The 20,267-nt window shown below is 67.6% G+C and carries 14 protein-coding genes; 7 read left to right on the forward strand and 7 right to left on the reverse strand.

The window, feature by feature from the left end; translation table 11 throughout:
• Positions 1-2 precede the first annotated feature (2 nt).
• Together G8346_RS12920 and zapE are read left to right on the forward strand one after the other, a co-directional pair.
• Positions 3-1,970 (forward strand): acetoacetate--CoA ligase, encoded by a 1,968-nt coding sequence (locus G8346_RS12920; protein ID WP_370520652.1) that lies wholly within the window; start codon positions 3-5, stop codon positions 1,968-1,970.
• Positions 1,970-3,085 (forward strand): cell division protein ZapE, encoded by a 1,116-nt coding sequence (gene zapE, locus G8346_RS12925; protein WP_166051987.1) that lies wholly within the window; start codon positions 1,970-1,972, stop codon positions 3,083-3,085. Before G8346_RS12920 ends, zapE begins: the two co-directional genes overlap by 1 nt.
• Here the strand turns inward: zapE and crcB are convergent.
• Both crcB and G8346_RS12935 read right to left on the reverse strand, forming a co-directional pair.
• Positions 3,058-3,495: a fluoride efflux transporter CrcB gene (gene crcB, locus G8346_RS12930; RefSeq protein WP_166051989.1), complete on the reverse strand. Its 438-nt coding sequence runs from the start codon at positions 3,493-3,495 to the stop codon at positions 3,058-3,060. The genes zapE and crcB overlap by 28 nt on opposite strands.
• Positions 3,492-3,881 carry a CrcB family protein gene (locus G8346_RS12935; protein WP_166051991.1) on the reverse strand — a complete coding sequence of 130 codons (390 nt, stop codon included), beginning with the start codon at positions 3,879-3,881 and terminating at the stop codon, positions 3,492-3,494. The genes crcB and G8346_RS12935 overlap by 4 nt, the downstream gene beginning before the upstream one ends.
• A gap of 238 nt (positions 3,882-4,119) precedes the next feature.
• On the opposite strand from G8346_RS12935, the gene G8346_RS12940 reads away from it, so the two are divergent.
• From G8346_RS12940 to G8346_RS14885, 5 genes are all read left to right on the forward strand, one after another.
• Positions 4,120-4,758 carry a Tfp pilus assembly protein FimT/FimU gene (locus G8346_RS12940; protein WP_166051994.1) on the forward strand — a complete coding sequence of 213 codons (639 nt, stop codon included), beginning with the start codon at positions 4,120-4,122 and terminating at the stop codon, positions 4,756-4,758.
• A gap of 5 nt (positions 4,759-4,763) precedes the next feature.
• Complete coding sequence (locus G8346_RS12945; RefSeq protein ID WP_166051996.1) at positions 4,764-5,432, forward strand: type II secretion system protein J; 669 nt, start codon at positions 4,764-4,766, stop codon at positions 5,430-5,432.
• Positions 5,433-5,445: 13 nt separating this feature from the next.
• Positions 5,446-6,684 carry a PilX N-terminal domain-containing pilus assembly protein gene (locus G8346_RS12950; RefSeq protein ID WP_166051998.1) on the forward strand — a complete coding sequence of 413 codons (1,239 nt, stop codon included), beginning with the start codon at positions 5,446-5,448 and terminating at the stop codon, positions 6,682-6,684.
• A gap of 46 nt (positions 6,685-6,730) precedes the next feature.
• A complete protein-coding gene (locus G8346_RS12955) occupies positions 6,731-9,229 on the forward strand; it encodes a PKD domain-containing protein (protein ID WP_166052000.1) in 2,499 nt (832 codons plus the stop codon).
• 94 nt (positions 9,230-9,323) lie between these two features.
• Entirely contained in the window at positions 9,324-9,740 is a 417-nt protein-coding gene (locus G8346_RS14885; RefSeq protein ID WP_166052002.1) for a type IV pilin protein, read from the forward strand.
• A gap of 110 nt (positions 9,741-9,850) precedes the next feature.
• On the opposite strand, the gene G8346_RS12965 is transcribed toward G8346_RS14885, so the two are convergent.
• From G8346_RS12965 to G8346_RS12985, 5 genes are all read right to left on the reverse strand, one after another.
• The gene (locus G8346_RS12965) at positions 9,851-12,757 is read right to left on the reverse strand and encodes a M14 family zinc carboxypeptidase (RefSeq protein WP_166052004.1); all 2,907 of its coding nucleotides are present in this window, start codon (positions 12,755-12,757) and stop codon (positions 9,851-9,853) included.
• 57 nt (positions 12,758-12,814) lie between these two features.
• The gene (locus tag G8346_RS12970; RefSeq protein ID WP_166052006.1) at positions 12,815-14,323 is read right to left on the reverse strand and encodes an FGGY family carbohydrate kinase; all 1,509 of its coding nucleotides are present in this window, start codon (positions 14,321-14,323) and stop codon (positions 12,815-12,817) included.
• 56 nt (positions 14,324-14,379) lie between these two features.
• Positions 14,380-17,040: a penicillin acylase family protein gene (locus G8346_RS12975; RefSeq protein WP_166052008.1), complete on the reverse strand. Its 2,661-nt coding sequence runs from the start codon at positions 17,038-17,040 to the stop codon at positions 14,380-14,382.
• Positions 17,041-17,150: 110 nt separating this feature from the next.
• A complete protein-coding gene (locus tag G8346_RS12980; protein WP_166052010.1) occupies positions 17,151-17,717 on the reverse strand; it encodes a hypothetical protein in 567 nt (188 codons plus the stop codon).
• Positions 17,718-17,845: 128 nt separating this feature from the next.
• Positions 17,846-20,200, reverse strand: a complete 2,355-nt coding sequence (locus G8346_RS12985; protein ID WP_166052012.1) for a hypothetical protein — start codon at positions 20,198-20,200, stop codon at positions 17,846-17,848.
• Between the last annotated feature and the right edge of the window lie 67 nt (positions 20,201-20,267).

Raw genomic sequence — 20,267 nt, forward strand, 5'->3', positions numbered from 1 at the left:
TGGTGGACGACACGATCCTCTGGCAACCCTCCACGGAGCAGGTCGCGCGCGCCCAGCTGACGCGCTTCATGGCCTCGGCAAGCGGTGCTGCGGGCCGGCCACTCGAGACCTACGACGCGCTGTGGCGCTGGAGCATCGAGCAGCGCGACGCGTTCTGGGCCGCCGTGTGGGACTTCTGCGAGGTCAAGGCGTCACGCCGCTGGGATGTGGTGCTGGAAAATGGTGAGCAGATGCCGGGGGCCAGGTGGTTTACCGGCGCGCGGCTGAATTTCGCCGAGAACCTGCTGCGACAGGACGATCCCGGGCGGCTCGCCCTGGTCTGGCGCGGCGAGGATGGGTCGCGGCGCACCTTCACCCGGGCCGAGCTTTACCGCGAGACGGCGCGCCTCGCCGGCGCGCTCCGCGAACTCGGCGTCGGGCCGGGCGACCGCGTCGCGGGTTTCCTGCCCAATTGCCCCGAGGCCGTGATCGCCATGCTCGCCGCAGCCAGCCTCGGGGCCACCTGGTCCTCCTGCTCGCCGGACTTCGGCACCCAGGGCGTGCTCGACCGCTTCGGCCAGATCCGCCCGAAGGTGCTGTTCACTGCCGACGGCTACCGCTACAACGGCAAGCGCATCGACTCGCTCGAGCGCATCCGCGGCGTGCTGCAGCAACTGGAAGACGTGGAGCGCGTGGTGCTGGTGCCCTTCCTGGACCATGAGCCCGATGCCGAGCCCGACCCGGACACGCTCCCGCACGGGGTGCGCTGGCAGGACTTGCTGTCGCACGAAACGGAGCTCGAGTTCGCCCAGCTGCCCTTCGACCACCCGCTCTACATCCTCTACTCCTCCGGCACCACCGGCGTGCCGAAGTGCATCGTGCACGGCGCTGGCGGCACGCTGCTGCAGCACCTGAAGGAACACCGGCTGCACACCGACATCGGGCCCGAAGACATGCTTTTCTACTTCACCACCTGCGGCTGGATGATGTGGAACTGGCTGGTGTCCGGGCTGGCGGTGGGCGCCACCCTGGTGCTCTACGACGGCAATCCCTTCCACCCGGGGCCGGAAGCGCTGTGGCAAATGGCCGAGGAAGAAGGCATCACCGTGTTCGGCACCAGCGCCAAGTACCTCGCCGCAGTGGAAAAGGCCGGCTATGCCCCGCGCGCGCATTTCCGGCTCGAGCCCCTGCGCGCCATCCTCTCCACCGGCTCTCCCCTGATGCCGGCCTCCTTCGATTTCATCTACCGCGACGTGAAGGCCGACGTGCAGCTCGCCTCCATCTCCGGCGGCACGGACATCGTCAGCTGCTTTGCGCTCGGCTGCCCGGTCCTGCCGGTGCATCGCGGCGAGCTGCAGTGCCGCGGCCTCGGCATGGCGGTGGAGATCTTCGACGACGAAGGCCGCTCGCACACCGAGGAGCCGGGCGAACTGGTGTGTACGAAGCCCTTCCCCTCCATGCCAGTGGGCTTCTGGAACGACCCGGATGGCGATAAATACCGCGCCGCCTATTTCGAGCGCTTTCCCGGCGTGTGGCACCACGGCGACTGGGCGCGGCTGACGGAGCACGGCGGGCTGGTCATTTACGGCCGCAGCGACGCCGTGCTCAATCCCGGCGGCGTGCGCATCGGCACCGCCGAGATCTATCGCCAGGTCGAGAAGCTCGAGGAAGTGCTCGAATCGCTGGCCATCGGCCAGGACTGGGGCGGCGACCAGCGCATCGTGCTGTTCGTGCGCCTGCGCGCGGGCCAGTCCCTCGACGACGCGCTGCAGGCGAAGATCCGCCAGGTCATTCGCGCCAACACCACGCCGCGCCACGTGCCGGCGAAGATCGTCCAGGTCAACGACATCCCGCGCACGCTGAGCGGCAAGATCGTGGAGCTCGCCGTGCGCAACGTGGTGCATGGCCGCCCGGTGAAGAACACCGACGCGCTGGCCAACCCGGCCGCCCTGGACGAATTCCGCGACCGGCCCGAGCTGGCCGCGGACTGATGTCGCCCACCGACGCCGACTCCGACCCCGCCACGCAGACGCCGCTGGCGCGCTACCACGCCGAGATCGAGCGCCTCGGCTGGGTGCGCGACCCGGCGCAGGAAGCGGTGGCCCGCCGGCTGGACGCACTCCATCGCACGCTCGTCGCCTGGCGGCCGCCGCGCCGGCGCCTCTTCCGCCGCCCGGAGCCGATCGTGCCGGTGCGCGGGATGTACCTGTGGGGCGACACCGGGCGCGGCAAGACCTGGCTGGTGGACCTGTTCTACCAGTGCCTGCCGTTTCGCGAGAAGACGCGGCGGCACTTCCACCGCTTCATGGCCGACGTGCACGACGGCCTCAGGCGTTACCGCGACTTCAAGGACCCGCTCGGGCCCGTGGCCGACGAGCTGGCGGCACGGGCGCGCGTGGTCTGTTTCGACGAGTTCTTCGTCTCCGACATCGCCGACGCCATGATCCTCGGCACCCTGCTGGAGAAACTGTTCGCGCGCGGCGTGACGCTGGTCGCCACCTCCAACGTGCTGCCGGCGGAGCTGTACCGCGACGGCCTGCAGCGCGCCCGCTTCCTCCCGGCGATTGCGCAGATCGAGCGACACACCGAGGTGGTTTCGGTCGGCGGCGAGACCGACTATCGCTTCCGCCTGCTGGAGCGGGCCGAGATTTACCACGTGCCGCTGGACGACCAGGCCGAGGCCGGACTGCAGGCGCTGTTCGCGGATGCGGCGCCCCAGGACACGCGCAACCGCGGCCCCCTGCGCGTGCTCGGGCGCGACATCCCGGTGCGCTGCCGCGCCGACGGCGTGGCCTGGTTCGATTTCGCCTCCATCTGCGGCGGGCCGCGTAGCCATGCCGACTACATCGAGATCGCGCGCAGCTTCCACACCGTGCTGGTGGGCAGGGTGCCGCAGTTCACGGCGGAGAACGAGAACGAGGCGCGCCGCTTCATCGCCCTGGTGGACGAGTTCTACGACCGCAGCGTGAAGCTGGTCCTCTCCGCGGCCGTCCCGACCGACGCGCTGTACCAGGGCCGGCGGCTGCAGTTCGAGTTCAAGCGCACCGCCAGCCGGCTGGAAGAGATGCGCGGCAAGCCCTACCTTGCGGCACCCCACCGGCCCTGAAGCCCCAGGCGATAGCCGGCCCAGGCAGCGAATATCCACAGCGGCGCCGAGCAGGCGACATAGGCCATGGCCATACCGGTGCGGCCTGCCTGCAGCAGCCACAGCGTCTCCAGGCCGAAGGCGGAAAATGTCGTGAACGCGCCGCAAAATCCGGTCATCAGGAACAATTGTGCTGGCAACTGGCTGAGCGGGGCGCGGTGGCGCGCCACAAGCGCAGCCAGGATGCCGATCAGCAGCGACCCGGCGACGTTTACCGTCAGCGTGCCCCAGGGCCAGCCCGGGGCCATACCGGGCGCCCCGCTCCCGGCCATTACCTCCGCCACGGCCCAGCGGCCGAGCGCACCCAGGCTGCTGCCCAGGGCGACCCAGAGATAGAGCCTGCTGCGGGGGTGATCGTGGGCGTGGCTCATTTGGGGCCCCCGGCCGCCCAGCCCACCAGCGCCCAGCCCAGGCCCACGCCGCCCAGCGTGAGCAGCAGCGAGGCCATGATGTTCGCCGCCGCCTTCCCGGCCCGGCCGTCATGAAACAGGGCCAGCGTCTGCAGGCTGAAAGAGGACACCGTGGTGTAACTGCCGAGGAACCCCACCACGCCGAGCTGCCAGGCCAGCGAGCTCGCGAAGCCGGCTGCGCCGGCAGCCAGCCCGGCAGCCACGCCCGCCGCCAGCGCCCCGCTGGCGTTGACCGCGAGGATGCCCCACGGAAAATTATTGAGGCGCCCGCGGCTGAGCAGGTCCGCCAACCAGAAGCGGGCCATGCCGCCCAGCGCCCCGCCGGCGAGTACCGCGATCGCTTCCATGGACACCCTTCCGGTCGCCGTGCCGGGTTATTGTCAAATCCCGCTACGGGCGCGCCGCGAACCGGGAACTGAAGTATTGTATATGCGCGTAAACTGTTGTTTCGACAGTTGCCTGCTTTGTGACGGACGTCGCGTTCTGGCAACTTGGCAGCGGTACACTAATGCTCGTTGAACTATATGCAGGGTCCGGGGCGAGCGCAGGCGCAGGCCCCCGTCCGACGCGGGTCAAAACCCGAGGATGAAGATGAAGCGCGCGCAAGCGAGTCAAAGCCGGGGGTTCACCCTCATCGAGTTGCTGGTCACCATTGGTGTGCTGACCATCCTCATCGTGCTTGGGACTCCATCGTTCTTTGACGCCATCGACCGCCGGCGCGTTGTCGATGCGACCGAGGCCCTCGGCAAGCAGGTAGAGCAGGCGCGGATGACGGCCATCGAGACCAACCGGCCGATCACTATGGTGTTCGATACAGGGGCCGACTGGTGCTTCGGCCTCACTGATGCCGCTACCTGCGATTGCTCCCTTGCCTCAGCGGATGTTTGCGAGATTCCGTTCAGCGTCGATATCAACCTAATTCCACAGGACTATGAAGAGGTGGCCGGCAATGCTGGCCAGTTTCCGGGCTTGACCCTGGACTCAGCACCAGCCGCCATGCGGTTCGCACCAGGACGTGGAGTACGTATCGGCGCAATCAACCTGGGCGCGAATCCGGCTGACCCAAGCGATGACTTCGTGGAGACCGTCAACCCCGTCGAGACCATCGAAATCACCTCCCCGCGCCATGTCGCCCGCGTCATGGTGAATGCGATTGGACGCGTATCGACTTGTTCTCCCCCGGGCGCAGGCAATATATCGGTGATGAAGACATGTCCCCCGTGAAGCGCATGAATCTCGAACGCAGTCGGGGCGTCACCCTGATCGAGTTACTCATCGGCGTGGCTGTGGGCGCGATTGTTACGCTTGCCGTCGTTGCCGCGTGGGGGATCTCCGTGCGCTCGGCCTCCTATTCGCTCGAGTCAGCTCGGCTCAACAATGACCTGCGCAGCGCGATGCAGATCATGAGCCAGGACGTGCGCCGTGCGGACGGGGGGGTGGATATTCCGGATGAGTTCGCCGTGCAGTTCGGCGGCGACGGCGACTGCATCACCTACTTCGTTGAAGGCCTGGGCCGGGGCTTCAGACTTAACGATGCAGGTCTGTTCCAGATCTATTTCACTGAAAACCCCACCGACAGGCCGACATGTGTAGACAATAACAACTGGGTCGCTCTTTACGAGGACCTGTCGGAGGGCGGATTCAGCATCACGGATTTCTCTGTCGCCTGGCGCGTGACCTGCTATCCGTTTGACGAACTCGATCCGATCGTCGAGAACGATTCTTCCGCGGATATTGCGGTATTCCCACGCTGTAGGGACGGCGGGGGACCCATGACAGATGTGACTGAGGTGCTTGAGGTGACGCTATCGCTCACGGGCGAGATCGGCACCAGCAGCGGCATAAAGAATATGACTTTGAACGATGTAGTGATGGTCAGGAACCACGATGTACGCTGACCGGAGGCATAGAATGATGAACGCGAACTCCCGACCCGGGTGCCCGTCGATACGCAACCGCCAGCGAGGCGCGGCGACACTGCTCATAACGGTCATCATCGTACTGCTGGTCAACATCCTTACTTACATGATGACCCGAACGACCACGCTGGAAAACCGCATGACCGCTGCGGAGCTGCGCTCCAAGCAGGCATTCCATGCGGCGCAGGCCGGGCTGGACTTTGCGCTGCAAAACATCATTTCGGAGTCTCTGGATACCCTGAATACAACCTGCGGCATCGAGCCCGTCGATGCGAGTGGCGATTCTCCGACTTTCCAATTGCTATACGGTCGTGAGGCGCCCGTCTGTCCATCGCCCACTCTCGGGCTTCAAACCCGCAGCTTCGTGCGCTCGATCGGGCGCTCGGCGGACGGATCGGCCGTTCGGATTCTAGAGGTTGCGATCGACCTGGAGCGCGAGTGGATCAGTACGCCGCTGGAGGGGTCCGGGGGCACCGGAGGCACCCCCCCCGTGGTAAGTGCTGTCATCTCGAAAGGGAGCGTCAATTTTGACGGCACCGCTTCTGCTGCACCCTGTGCTACCGCAGAACAGTGTCGCGCCTGGGCCGACCAGGGTCACGACTGGCAAAAAGAAGCGTCCAACGATACGTACGAGGGCGTGCTCGTTACGGCAGGCGGTACCGTCGATCCCCCTGGCGGAACCAAGAGCACCCAGCTGTATCCGGAATTAGGACAGATCGTTGAAGATCCGGCGCTCGCATCAATGTCAGACGATGCCTTTTTCAAAGAAATCCTCGGAGTGGAGAGAACTGACTTCCGCGCGGATGCCGAGCCAATTAGCCTGGATGGCACGCGCACCGACATTAACTCCAATCCGAACGTATGGATCGAAGCGACCGTAGGCGGCGAAGTCGGCACCTATACCGTGCCCAGCGACGGCGCTTGGGGCAGTCCTGAGAAGCCTATCGTCATGGTCGTCGACGGCAACCTCGAAATCGGTGCCAATACCGTCATCTGGGGGGTCGTTTACGTCACTGGTGAGGTCACCAAGGGAAGCGGCACGGCAAAGGTCGTCGGCTCCCTCGTTACAGAAGAACCGATCGTCAAGGGCACAGGCAATATCGCCGTGTTCTACAACGAGAATGTTGCCAAGCAGCCTGTCCTTGGCGGACCCACGGGCGAAAGCGGTACCGAGGTCGGCGAGGTCCTGGCCAGCTTCGATGCAACCTCCTGGCGCGAGGTTTTCTTCTGATTACGGCGACAGTTAAGCCGGTCCGGACCAGGAGAGGGACGAGATCATGAAAATGCATTTACCAACACAAACGGATAGCGCACAGGCCGGCTCGCGCGAGTCCGGCTTTACCCTGGTAGAGGCCCTGATCTCCATCGCGATACTGGGCTTCGGCTTTGCAACCACCATGGCCATCCATGGCGAGCTGCTCGGCAGCGCGGGTGAAAACCGGCTCCGGTCCACCGCCATGTCGCTGGCTGAAGCCAAGATAGAGGAACTGCGGGCGAGCCAGTTCGACTCCATCACAACCGATGACGATCCGCTGCTTGAGCTCGACGGGTTCGGCTTCTTCTCGCTGCGCCCCGTCAGCCTGAAGAGGTGCTGGATCGTCACGGAGGTGGAGACCGACGTGATGAAGCATGTGCAGGTTGCCGTTTCAAGGGCCAGTGATGACTGCAGCCCCTACGGGGCTGACGTGCTCGTCACCCTCTCCTCTCGCATTGCCAGGAACGACTTCGGCCGCGCTGGCACCAAGGCTTTCGCGGACGCCCTGTACAGCCCAGACGGCCGCGGTGAACTCGTCCCGCGGCCTCCTGAGGATGAGGTGACTTTCTTCAAACCAGCACTCAACCTGGCTCCGGGCGGCTTCGATGTAATTAACCATCCCAGCGGCTTCGCTTTGTGTGATTCGAGTGTCTGCCTCGTGCCGGATGTGGAAGATGGTGTCCAGAACTTCGCCACAATCAACGGGAATATTTTCCTGTCGGGCCGGACCTGCGGCGACGGCGCTACCATCCAGGAGCAGTGCGACGTCGACATCTTCGTTGAGGGTAATGCGCTCTGTCGCTTGCACTACCCGGGCGATGCCGTGCCCGTGATCCCGGCAGCAACTGATGTCGAATCGTTCGCTTATATCAGTTACAGCTGCGTTGTCGCCAACCAGTGGCGCCGCTCCATCACCGTCCTTTCCAACTATGAGACGGAAGAGGAGAAAGTCTGCGTCGGCAATCCTGCCCTGGTGCTCGCCGATGGAGATCCCAACGACCAGCTGCGCACGCCAACCCGGTTTTATGACGGCAGGCAGCCCCCCACGACTGTCGAGGGAGACACTGTCGTTCGGGACTTGCCGCACGGAGTAAAAGGCGGCCCGCTCGAAGGCGAGCTGCAGGCCAACATTGGCACCGTCTGCACGGATGGCCTTGATGAACTTGGTGAACCTGCTGCTTGCTGGGCGGACACCGATGCGCGCGGTCTTGTGCCGGGCGGACACCACTTCCTGTTGATGCGCGATGATGTAGGCGGTGCCACGTGCTCCGCTCGCATGCAGGAACTGCAGGTTATCGATGAGGAAGTGGGTACGTATTACACCGATCTCTTTGGGCGCAACCCGGATATCTTTTACTGCACCAGCTCCAAGGATTACCAGGGTGACTTCTGCACGAGCTATACCCGGGTCAGTGGCTTCATAGCGAATGAAGCCTCCATGGCGGTAAGTGGCGCAGACGTGGACATCTATGCGATTGGTGGCGGGCTGTTCCAGGCCTGCAGGCACTTCGGTGCATTTGGCGAAGCCGGCGGCGGCTACGTCTGCGGCGTCCGGAATGGCGCCCTTGCTCCTGAAGTAACCGGAGAGGCACTGAATCCGCTTCTCGACTTCGCAGACCCGGTTGCCTATTCATTCACCCGGGCGCTGGGTGAAGCAGGCACGGACGATTACATGCCAAGCGTTTTCCCTGCGGATATCGTGGCGCGAAACTTCGAACTGATTGACGCCGCGGTACCGCCGACCGCGCTCTTCACGGCGGTGTGTCCGGAAGGCACATTAAGCTGCGAGTTCAATGCCAGTGCCTCAACTGGCGGCGATGGAAGCATTACCGAATACATTTGGTCGTTTGGCGATGGCAGCGAGTCCGTCACAGGAGAGGCCGTCGTGACATACGTGTATGGGGCCGCCTCGACTTACTCCGTGACCTTGACGGTGCGGAGCGATATCGGCCTGGCCGATACCCTGACCCAGTCCGTGACCGTGACGGGCGACGAAGGTTCTGGCAATGCTCCGATTCCGCTCTTCACCGTAACGTGTGACGAACTGACTTGTAACTTCGATGCCGGGGATTCGTTCCACCCCGATGCATCTGAAGGGAGCACAATCGAGTTGTACGCGTGGGACTTTGGCGATGGCAGCGATCGTGTCGAAAGCGCCGACCCAACCGTTTCTCATCCTTACGCAGTTCCCGGTGAATACATCGTCGAGCTCACCGTGACTGACGATAAGGGCGTGTCTGCAGTCCTTCCGAAGGAGGTGCAGCCGGTAATCACCAGGACCTGCAACATTTCGGTCAAGGGCGCCAAGGCAACCAACGAGAAGGTCGATATTTTCTACGACAACAATTTGACCAAGTGTGCGACAACCAAAGAAACCTACACTTGCGAGTTGAGCAACGTGCTGGATGGAAGCGACGTAGAGATTATCTGGACGCAAGGGAGCAACAATCCGTCGCAGATTCTTACGGTAAATTGCGATGCCCCAGACACTACTGGCTTTAACAAGCAACCCGAACCGTAGGGCTGAAACGCAATGCCTCAATGGCCCGTAGATTGCAGTCACGTGTTTGGCGACTTCAAGCGGATCTGCGTCATCACTAGAGATGTGTAGTCAATTGGCGAAAACGACACGCGGTTTCACGCTGATCGAGCTGATGATCACGATCGCGGTCGTGGCCATCCTCGCGGCCATCGCCTACCCGTCCTACAACCGCTTCATCACCAAGGCGGCGCGGGACGAGGCCAAGAGCACCCTGCAGCAGATTGAGCTGCTGCAGGAGGCCTGGCGCCGTGACAACGGGGTGTACGCAGACGCTACCGCCCTGGCGGCGCAGCTCACCGCGCTCGGTGAGACTGACAAGTACTCATACACCATCACGGCAGCTGGCCGGACCAGCTACGAGGCAGTCGCCACGGCTGTAGGCAAGCAGGCGGCGCGCGAAGCGGCGCAGTTCAGCGGGGCAGGATGCGAAGAGCTTACGATCATCGTCAATCTGGCCGGCGTGACGAGGGAGCCAGAGGGCTGCTGGTAGCTGAGCCCTCAGCCATTTAGAAGACGCGGCCGGGCCTGAATCAGGCCCGGCCGCTTTGCATTTGGCGGGAGTGATAGCGCCCCGCCGCTGCTCGGCTTGAGGGAGCCCCCCTAAGGCAACGGCACCGGCTGGCTCGTCCCCATGCCCGGCCCCAGCACCAGCACGTTCTCCAGCACCCGCATCGCCCCGAGCTGCGCGGCGCGGAAAGCCGGCGCGCTGGCGAACAGGATCACCTGGCCGCGGCCGACGCTTTCGCGCGTGACCCAGGCCGCGGACGCGATGCGCGTGCGCGCCTCGGGCCACAGCAGGCCGGACATGCGTACCCGCACTTCCTGTCCGGCCGGCACCGGCGCCCAGTTCAGCGTCGCGGCCCCGACATCGGCGGGGTCGTAGACGCCGATGCGGAACGGCGCCTCGACCGGCGGTGACGACATCAGCACCGGCGAGTTGGAGAACAGCACCGGCAGCACGTCGCCCGTGCCCGCTGCCAGCCAATGCGCCGTGTCCACGCGCGTGGCGACGATGGCGCCCGAAGGCATCAGCATGGACTGCCAGCTGTCGACGCGCTTGCGCGCCTCCGGCTCGGGCAGCTCGCCGGCGCCGTCCCAGGGGTACTCGGCGGCGGTCACGGCCGCCCGGCCCCAGGTGGACTCGGCCGCCGGCAGCGGCTGCGCCGCCAGCCACTCGCGGTAAATCGCGTCCTGGTACTCGGCCAGCTCCTCGCCGATCACGGCCTCGATGGGTCGGGTGTTCACCAGCGGCTCGTCGCCGCTCATCAGCGCGCGCGCCGAGTTGCCCACCGCGATCAGCGTGCCACCGGCGCGCACCCACTCCTCCAGCGCGCCGGACAGTCCGGCTGGCAGGCCGTCGCGGCTCCAGCGCTCGGGCAGGTAGATGACGTTGTAGCGCCTGAGGTCGAAGGCGCCGATGCGCCCCTCGTCAAGGTGGCTGTGGCGGATGCCGAGGCGGTGGTCCAGCGCGTACCAGGTGGCGCCGTAATCCAGCATGTTGGTCATGCCGCGCGACACGAGGGCGATGTTGGGCTTCACCAGCAGGCGCCACTGCTGTCCGCCAAGATCGGCAAGCTCGCCCGGCGCGCGCCCATGGCTAATGGCGTGCAGCGCGAGCCCGAGTTCCCGCGCCACCGTGCGCGCGTCGGCCTGCCAGTCCGACTTGCCGCGGTTGTCATCCAGCGTCACGGCGATGGAGCCGATGGGCAGGTCGATGTCGTCGAGGCGCGAGGCCTTGCGGCTGGCACGCACGAAATAGCCCCGCTCCATCATGCGCCCGGCGAAGGCGAGCGAACGGTCGTCAGCCCCGGAGACCGCCAGCGCGATCGCGGCCGCGCTGTCGGCCGGAACGGCCGCGGTCGCGGACGGCGCCTCCAGGTCGACGCGCTCGAGCCCGCTGTCGAGATGCTGCGGCACTTCCAGCGCCTCCAGCCCGAACATCATGCTGATGTTCCAGCCGGTGGTGTCGTAGATGGTGCTGCGCCCTTCCTTGAGGATGCGCTCGCGCTCGTTGGCCAGCGCGGTATCGGACATGCGCGGGTCGAACTCGAACATCGCCGCGAGCAGCCGGCCCTCGGGCTGGCGGTTGCGCAACACGAGACTGCCGGCCGGCAGGTCGACGCTGCGCAACTCGCGCCCAAGCTGGTCGGTGGCGCTGCCGACGCGCAACTCGCGCGTGAGGCGGTGCACCTCGAAGCCCTGCACCCGCGCCAGGTCGAGCAGGTCGTCGAGACGCCCCTGGTTGTCGGTCGGGAGGATGACGAAGCTGCGGTTGCCGTATGGCCCGCGCGCCGAGGCCACCTCGGCCCGGTCGCTGCTGAAGGCCTCGAGCAGGTTCTGGCGCTCGCGGCGCAGGGTCTCGAGGTTGGCGAAAGAGGATATGACCTGGTGGTGCACCGACTGGCGGTAGCTGATCAGCTGCGAATGGCGCTGCACGCCGTCCTCTGCCAGGCGCGCCTGTTCGTACAGGATCCCTTGCGCACCGCGCAGCGCGGCCCACGCATCGCTGTAGCCCGGGTACCAGTCCTCGTGCCACTCCCCGGAGTAATAGGGGTAGCCGTAGCGGTCGAACGCCGCGGCCTGGTCGTCGGCGAAGACATTCCCCATGGGGCGGCGGTAGGGCGGCAGGTGCGGGTTGTGCGGCTCGCGCGCCGGCGAGAACAGGTAGGTGTCCTGCGCGCCCATCTCGTGGGCGTCGACGAACAGCAGCGGCCGCCACGCCGCGATCTCGGGAATGCGGCCGCGCGTCTCGGGGTGGCGCGCATAGATCCAGTCGCGGTTCAGGTCGAAGAGATAATGGTTGCCGCGCCCGTAGGGCCAGTAGCCGGTGTGCAGCACCGACTGGTCGTCCACGTTCGGCTGCGTGCCACGCGACTCGGTGAGCCCCTTGACGAAGCGCGCGCGCCCGTCCGGGTTCATGCTCGGGTCGACAATGATCACCAGCTCCTCGAGCAGCGCGCGCGTGGCCGCGGAGCGGTCCGCCGCGAGATGATGAATCACCGCCAGCGAGGCATCCGAGCCGGAGCTTTCGTTGCCGTGAATGGAATACGCCAGCCAGGCCACGCCGGGCAGGCTCTCGACCAGGCGCGCGCGCTCCGCGGCGCTGGTGTCGCGCGGGTCGGCCAGGGCCTGCATACCGGCCTTGATCTCATCCTGGCGCGCCAGGTTGGCGGGGCTGGAGATGACGAGATAGACGAGCGGGCGGCCCTCGTAGCTACGCGTGTACTCCACCAGCTCGACCCGCGGCGAGGCCTCCGCGACGGCACGCGCATAGGCCACCACCTGCTCGGGCGTGGCGGTGCGCTGGCCCACCGGGAAGCCGAGGAAGGCGTCGGGGTTCGGAACTTCGGGATCGTGGTCGGCACCGGCGGGGTAGATGTCGCGTCCGTATTCCAGGCCCGGCAGCGGCGAGGGCGCCAGGGCGGGATACGGGGTCTGGGCGCCGACAGACAGGCCGGCCAGCAGCAAAACGGCGGCCAGCACGGCCGAGGGGATGACTCGGGTCATGTAAGGGTTCCTTGGACAGATGAGCGGGGTAATTCTAGCGGCACGGGCCGCGCTCGGCTAACCGGTGAAAGGGCCCGCGACCTGGCCCGTGCAATGGTCCAGGAAATGGCGCCAGCGCTCGTAGCGGGCGCGCAGCCCGGGCCACGCCTGCGGCGCGAACGTCTCCGGCGTAGCCGGCTGTCCCACCCGGGCGCCGAGGAGCCAGGCCAGCCCGCGCGCCGTGGCCTCCACCTCGCCCGGGCGTTCGACCGGCAACCCGGCGAGCGACGCCAGCCGCCGGCACAAGCCGTCCAGCCTCGACAGCCCCCCGGTGACGACGATGCGTCGCGCCGGGACTCCCTGCTCCGTGCCGCCATTGAGGCGCTCGATGTTCGCCTGCAGCAGGAACACGATGCTCTCGATCACCGCCACCGTCTCGGCAGCAAGCGGCGCGTCCGTGCTGAACTCCACCGGGCAATCGGGGCACCAGAACGGGGCGCCGAGACCACCCACACCGTTGATGAACAGCGGCGGCTCAGGCACCTTTTCGAGCCAGCGCGGCGCGGCGCCGACCAGCCGCTCCACGTTGGTGTCGCGCGCCGCGGCAAGCCAGGCCAGCGCGGCACCGGCGCCGTTCACCGTGCCCTCGGAAACATAGAGCCGCCGCGCGGCGTCGCTCAGCACGACACCACGCAACATGCCCTCAGCCTGTGGTGGCGTATCGGCGCCGACCCGTTGCACGAAAGCCCCGGTGCCGATGTTCACGAACAGCGCCTCCGGCGCCGGCTCGCCCCAGGCGAACAGCGCCGCGGGCTGGTCGCCGGTGAGCACGCGCAGCGTCGCCGCGCAGTCGCCATGGCCACTGCCCTCGCCCTCCGCCTCACTCACTGCCAGCGTGCCGAAGCGATACCGGCTCGGCACGCAGCGTGGCAGGCACGTGCGCGGAATGGCGAAGGCTTCCAGCAGCTCGTCCGACCAGTCTCCGGCATCAATGTCATACAGCAGCGTGCGTGCGGCATTCGCCGGGTCGGCCACGCACGGCCGCTCGTCCAACAGGCGAAAGGCAAGGAAGCTCGCCAGCGGGCCCATGCACAGGCGTCCGGCGCGCGCCGCGGCGCCAACCTCGGGCAGCTCGTCCAGGCACCAGCGCAGCTTGCTGGCGCCGTAGTGCGGCGAAACGACGAGGCCGGTGATTTCACCGACGCGGCCAGGATCGAGCGCCTGGCGGGCCAGCCAGTCGGCATGGCGTCGGTCCTGCCACGACAGCACCGGCGACAAGGCGCGCCCGCTGTCGCGGTCCCAGCACACTACGCTGGAGCGCTGCACGGCGAGGCCGGCGACCAGCGTCCCCGACGGCATTGCGGCGCCATCCAGGTCGGCGTTGGCCAGCGCCGTGTCGATCGCCCCGCGCAGCGAGGCCAGCACCGCCTCGGCGTCGTGCTCGACCCAGCCCTCGTGCGGATGGCGCGTCGCCAGGGGCTCCTCGCCCGCACCCAGCACCCGGCCGTGGCCATCGAACAGGAAGGCCTTGCTGGCGTGGCTGCCCTGGTCCAGGGCCAGGAAAAAACTCGGGGTCGGATCCGGCATCAAGAGGATGATGCCAGACCCGACCCCGATGGGGTTGCGCGATTACGCGCTGAAGATCACTCGCTGATGGTGATCTCGTCGATCTGGTTGGCTGCGATGTCAGCCTCGCTGAACCAGAGCTGGCGGAAGTCCTTGTTGGAGTAGCGCAGGTTCTGGTCGTTGAAGAACGGCGAGGCCGGGTCCACCGACTGCGAGTAGCTCACGAGGCCGAAGCCGCGCGGGCCGTCGTCGGTGAACTCGAGGCCGAAGTGCCAGCTGGTGCCGCGGGCCATGTTCCAGCCCTCGCCCGGCGTGGTCGACAGTCCGGCCGTCTGCGGGATGGTGGGCGACGTGACGCGCGGCAGGCGCGTGTCCTCTGCTACCGGCGAGCTGACCACGCCGATGGCATTGAAGGCGCCGTCCAGCGAGCCGTCACCGCCATGCCAGGGGAACGACGGTCCCAGGTTGACCGCCGTGCCGCCCGGAGGCGCCCCGCCGGAAGGCTGGAAGTACTGCACGGTGCCGAGCGGCGCGTCATAGGCGATCTGCGCCTGGTCGAGCCGCTCGAGGCCGTCGGCCAGCGACACCAGCATGGGATCGTTGGCCAGGTCGCCCGCGTCCGCCGGCGCCGGCACGCCCGGCGTGGCGATCGGGTCGGCGGCGTCGAAGGGCACGGTCAGGTGGCTGCCGAACTTGTTGCGGTAGTCGACGATGAAGACGCGGAACACGTGTGCGCCGACGCTGTCCTGCTCGTAGACGCCGTCCCAGTTCGCCAGCACGCTGCAGGCCGAGGCCACGCTGCGGGTACCGCCTGCGGAGAGGTTGACCTCGCCAGCGCCGATGGCAGTGCAACGCGCGCGCAGCTCACCCAGGAATTCCTCGGCGTACCAGCTGCGGTTGTTGTGGATGACGTTGATCAGGTCCTCGGCGCCGAACTTACCGTCCTGCCCGGCCGGCGGGCTGTCGGCGAAACCGGGGTTGGCCGGGTTCAGCAGCATGAAGGTGCCGATGCGGGTGCGCGGGTTGAGCGCACTGCGCTCCGGGCCGTACAGCGGCGAGAAGCCCTCCAGCGGCGCATTCACGTTGGTCGACCAGTAGCTGTCGTTGGAGTTCTGGGTGAAGTCGCTGCGCACCAGCTTCGGCTTCCCTTCATAGGGCACCAGGCCGATGCCGCAACGCCCGGCGATCCAGTCGTCGCGGATGCTGTCGCCGTCGAGCAGCGTCAGGCCGCCATTGAATAGCGCGTTGTAGGCCGGGCTGGCGGCTCGCTTCGCCGCGATCACGCCGAGCGCGATCGGCGACAGGTTGGGCACGGAGCTGCTGTCGATGTAGAAGGCGTTGCCCTGGTCGTCGGCGTAGGTGGTGTTCACCCACAGCGTGCCACGGCACTCCTTGAACACGGTCTGGAACTCCTCGAGATTGCTCGCCTGACCCATGCGCAGCCAGGTATCGAGCAACCCGTTGGTGTCGGCGTTGGCGTCGCGATAGCTGTAGGCCGCGGGCACGCCCTTGGTGCCGACACCGCCCCACGCCGGCAGCCCGCCGCTGGTGACCGCGTCGGCGGCGAGCATCGGGCCGTACTCGGAGAAGTAGAAGTCGCGCGAGACGGTGATCGGCTCAGGCGCGCCGACGTTCACCTGGATCTCGAAGGTCTCCACGGTGATCGGCTTCTCCTCGCCACCCTTGATGTAGGTGAGCGGGTCGCCGTCCTTCAGCGTGAGCTCGTAGAGGGTGAAGCGGCGGCTGGTGCTCACGGTGTGCGACCAGCCGAGGTTCTCGTTGAAGCCGATCAGCGGGATCGGCGTGCCATGCAGGCCGGCGCCGCGGTAGTTGATGAAATCAGGCACCGTGACCTGGCTCTCGTAGAAGCGCCGCACGCCGGTGTAGGGGAAGTGCGGGTTGGCCAGCAGCGCGCCGCGGCCGTTCTCGCTCATCTCGCTGCCGATGCCCCAGGCGTTGCTGGCGAGACCGGTGTCCACGTAATCCTCGCGCTCGCCGGCATGCTGGCGCGCCAGCATCGGCGTCTGCTCGAAGATGTCCATGACCGCGCGGTCTTCCACCGCCGCGACCGGGACCGGGGTCGGATCGACGCCCGGCGGCACGGCGATGAACACCGCGCCGGTGGCGAACAGGTCGCCGCTGGCGTACTGCGCCACGATGCGATAGTGCGCCACCAGGTCCTCGGGCCCGATCTCCTTCACCCACGGGCCGTTGCGGCACTCGGGCGGCAGGTCGGCGGGATCCGTCTCGCGCACGTACTTGTTGTAGCCCGCGGTGAAGCCCACCACCATGGCGCGCGACTCGTCGGTCATGGCGGCAAAGTCGGCGGCCGCGCCGCTGCGGATGCGCTGCGCCAGGTAGCTGAAGTCGTTGATGATGTGGATGTTGCCGGGGCCGGGGCCGAAGTACTTCGCCCGCTCGCTGCGCGCCTTCACAAAGGCGTCGGCCAGGTGGCAAACGAGGTCCTGTGCCTGGGAATAGCCCATGCCGAAAGCGGCCGACTCCAGGTTCTCGGCGCGGATGTGCGGAATGCCGTTGGTGGTGCGACGGATGGTCGCCACCGGGCCGTCAGGACCCGCGTTCACCAGGTCGGGCGGCGGCGGCGGCTCTACGACCGGAGGTGAATTGTTGCTGCTGCCACCGCAGCCGGTGAGGACCAGGGCGGCGACGAGATGCGCCGCGCCGAGCCACCGGACGCGACGACTACGCGCATGCGCGCGCGAGTTGTCTGGATTCATGGGAAGCGGCCTCTTCTATTTATGTTGCAACGCAGTAGGAGTGACTCCTCACTCGATGCGTGAACATAGCCGAGGCCGCGGGCGCGGTCAAAGCGCCCGGCGACTATCGCTCAGCGCAGCGCGAACAGCGCGGCCGCGCTGCGCACGCCATCCGACAGGGCGACCTCGAGCGCGCCATGTGGCGCCGTCACCGTCACTTCGCCATCGCGGTCCAGCGCCAGCACGGACCCTGTCGCCGGGTCGCTGAGCTGCAGCAGCGCAAACTGGTCCGCATCCCAGCGCACGCCGGTGCGGCCATCGGGCAGCGTAGAGATCTGCACGCCGGCCAGGGCGGCGCGCAGCTCCGCCGCAGTGCGGACCGCGCGGCGCGTGACGCTCGTCTCCCCGGCCTCCAGTACGACGCGCGCGAGCGCCTGCGCTCCGCCCGGATTTAGAAGCACTGCGGCAGCAAACTGGCGCTGCGCCTGCCCCGCCACCGCCACCAGCCCTGCCTCGCCAAGGCGCACATCGAACAGGGCTTCATCGTTGTCGGCAAAGCCTCGCAGCCGATATGGACCTGCAGCCTCACCAGCACTGGCCGGGGCCGTCGCCAGCGGGATCACCGGCTCGAGACAGGCGTCCGCCTCGCCGAGCCAGCCGCGCACCAGCACCGCGTCGCGCTCAAGGATCCTGCTCATCTCCATCCGGGCCGACTCGGCCTCGCGTGGCGGCAGGGACGTGCACCCGGCTGCCGTCACGGCGACCGCCAAGGCGGTCAGCACGGAGGCCGGCCAAACAGCGGCGCCGCCCGCCCGCCACCGGGACGTCACCTGGTCTCCTGCGGCGGGTCGAGGCGGGTGCGCACCCCGTCCGGCAGCAGCAGCTCGGGCTCCAGCCCGGCGGCTGCAGCCCCGGGGATGCGCAGCTCGCCGCTGCGGCCGATGCCGATGATGTCGCCGGAACGACGATCCCGCAGCAGCGCCACCGGGTTGCGGCCGGCATCCCAGCGGACGCGCAGTCCTCCGCCGGGCAGCCGCTCCGCTGCCGTGTCCGGCCCGGGTGCATCGGCCAGCGCAACTGGCGCCTGCGGCTCGATTCTTGCCGGCAAGGACTGTCGTGCAGTGCCCAGCGGGCTGGCCAGCTCGACCCGGTCGACCGAAGCCAGTTGCGCCGGCGCCAGCGGCACGAACCAGGCGAACTGTTCCTCGTCGGCATGCCGCGTATGCGGCACTCGCGCAGCGGCGAAGGAGAACTCGAATACGACGTTGCCATCAGCCCCCAGGCCGCGCAGCAGGTGCGGGCCAGGAGCGTCGGGCAGCAGCGGGCGCGCCTGAAGCACGAACGCGGGGTTCAGCTCGACGCCGCCGCCGTGCATCCGGCCCCACAGCAGCAGGCCGGACTCCATCGCAGCCGGCGCATCGGCCAGCGCCCCGGCCGGATCGCCGCTGTCGGCCAGCGTATCCGCCACGCGCCACTGCAGTATGGCGCGATAGTTGTAATCGCTGGTCCAGCGCGGCCGGCAGTAGCCCATGTAGTCGAAGTAGCCGGCCGGGCCGCGCAGCAGCCCGTCGCCGATGCTGTAGCCGGGCACGCCGATGCCGCCGTCCGGATAGGGGAAATCCGGATCCTCGCCGTCGGCGTCGCCGCAGGGGGCATGCAGCCGGCCGAAATTGTGGGCGAGCTCGTGGGCCACCGTCTCTGCCGCGAAGGGCAGGCGGTCGTAGCTCAGGCCGACGCGCTCCGGACGGGAGGGTGAGCTCAGGACATAGGCAATGCCCGCCACCGGGATGTCCTGCACGTCCGGCATGATGCCGTGGTAGTAGCGATCGCCGGCCGGCTCGGACGCGCGCACGGCGAGCAGGTCGCTGAGCAGGCCGCCGATCTCGTCCTGGTCGGTCAGGTCCCGGTCGGTCACGAAAGGCGTGCCGCGCACCTCGGCCTCGATAGAGTTCACCGGCAGCCAGCGGCGCGAGTTGAGCAGGAAGTCGTCGAGGTTCGAGGCGGAGATCTGCCCGGTGGCGCCGTGGCGCGAGGCCTCGATGGGAATGAACAGCACGCGCAGCGGCGGCGGCGCCTGCACCACCAGCGGCGCCTGGCCGGAACCGCGCGGGAAGCGCGTGTCTTCGCGCGACCCCAGCTCGATTTCCCCGGCCGGGTCAACGACCGCCTCGACCGCGACGCCGGGCTGCACCTCTGCGGGCGTCAGCTCGATGTTCCAGGTCTGGTCGAGCGAGGCGAGCGACGGCTCCATGGGCACGCCGACGGACTGCGCAGGCAGAATGCGCTCCCACTGCTGTATGCCGTCGCGGAACAGGCGCACGCGCACGTCGGGAGCCAGCTCGTTCGGGCGCGAGGCGCTGACGATCACCCGCAGCAGGCCCGGCCGGCCCGCCACGGCGGGAATATCACCGTCCGCCGTCTGGGTGGACTGGTTGAGCTGGATGCCGTCGATGGCAAGCGCCAGCGGCTCCAGGGCCACCGCCGTGAACGCCACGCTGCCGACGCTGTCGAGGGTGGCGCGCACCTCGTTCAGCCCCGCGGTGTCGCCGAGGGTCCAGGCTTCCACGCGCGCGATCCCGCGGGCATCGCTGGTGGCATTGGTGCTGGAGAGGGTCCCGCCGCCCTGTACCACGGCAAACGTTACGCGGGCGCCGGCCACCGGGTTGTCGAAACGGTCGACCACGAGCACGGACGGCGGCCTGTCCACCGCCGCGCCGATATCGCCGAACTGCTCCTGGACACTGGCCGGCAGGACCTCCGCCGCGGGTCCGGCCTGCGCGGTGACGTTGAAACGCCGCTCGCTGCTGGTGCCCTGCAGGCCCGCGACCAGCGTGTTGACGCCGACACGGGTCCCGAGCACCCAGGTCGAAGGCCGGGCCCGCCCGTCGGCGCCTGTGGTCACGGTGGCGGGCGCTGCGGACGCGCCCGCCGGCTCCGCCCGGAACGTCACCACGGCGCCCGCCACGGGCGCGCCGCTGCCGTCGACGACCCTGACGACGGGCGTCTCGGCCACCGGCTGGCCCACCACGCCCGTCGCGCTGCCGGACGCATCGGCGACGAGCTGCCGCACCTCGCCGCCCCCGCTACCCCCGCCACAGGCGGACAGCAACAGGGCGAGTGCCAGCACGTTGAGCCGTGCCAGTCGTCTTGCCCCGGTCCGGACCGGTGTCGGGTTGTGCATGGATCGGCCCTCGCTCTGCATCTCTGCGCGCCGGCGCTGGCGCCCGCTAAAATTTTCGCTGTGCGGA

Origin of the sequence: Thioalkalivibrio sp. XN279, assembly GCF_011089885.1 — a bacterium.
Classification (GTDB): domain Bacteria; phylum Pseudomonadota; class Gammaproteobacteria; order Steroidobacterales; family XN24; genus XN24.